1 protein-coding gene is annotated in these 557 nt (G+C 45.2%); it reads right to left on the bottom strand.

The window, feature by feature from the left end:
* On the bottom strand, window positions 1-557 hold a 557-nt coding region (locus R8O10_RS26855; RefSeq protein ID WP_318192179.1), incomplete at both ends, for an ATP-binding protein.

Raw genomic sequence — 557 nt, 5'->3', positions numbered from 1 at the left:
TCCTTTATGCTTTTCTATTAATGACTTACAAATATTCATCCCCAGCCCTAGGCCAACTTCTTTTGTCGACACAAAAGGCTGAAAAATCCGCTGCACAATCTCTTCACCAAACCCAATGCCGTTGTCACTGATCGCAATCAGTGTGGTTTGGCTGGTTCGTTCCACCAGCGCTATTTGAATCCGTTTTTGTTCGTCCCTTGTGCTTTCCATCAACGCATCACAACTGTTTACTAAGACGTTAATGAAGACCTGTTCTAGCGCCAACATGTCGCCTTGCACTTTTACATCATCAGGTAACTGGTTTTCTATGATGATCTGTTGACGCTTCGCTCGCGTGTTCACAATGGTGGATGCTTGCTCCGCCACCTCATGAACACTTACAGACTTCACTTCTCTTTCACCTTCTGGCTTGCGAGCGAATTGGCGCAAACTGTTGATGATCTTACTCATCCGAGTCGCCAAACCTTCGATGTGGGTAATGGATTCACCAACCTTTTCTGGAGATTTCTGTTCGAGGAACATTCTCGCGCTGTATAAATACGTCGACATTGCGTTTA

The organism is Vibrio sp. 1727, assembly GCF_033344415.1.
GTDB lineage: Bacteria > Pseudomonadota > Gammaproteobacteria > Enterobacterales > Vibrionaceae > Vibrio > Vibrio alginolyticus.
Note: the sequence above shows the minus strand (reverse complement) of the source record. Positions and strands in the feature narration are given on the sequence as shown.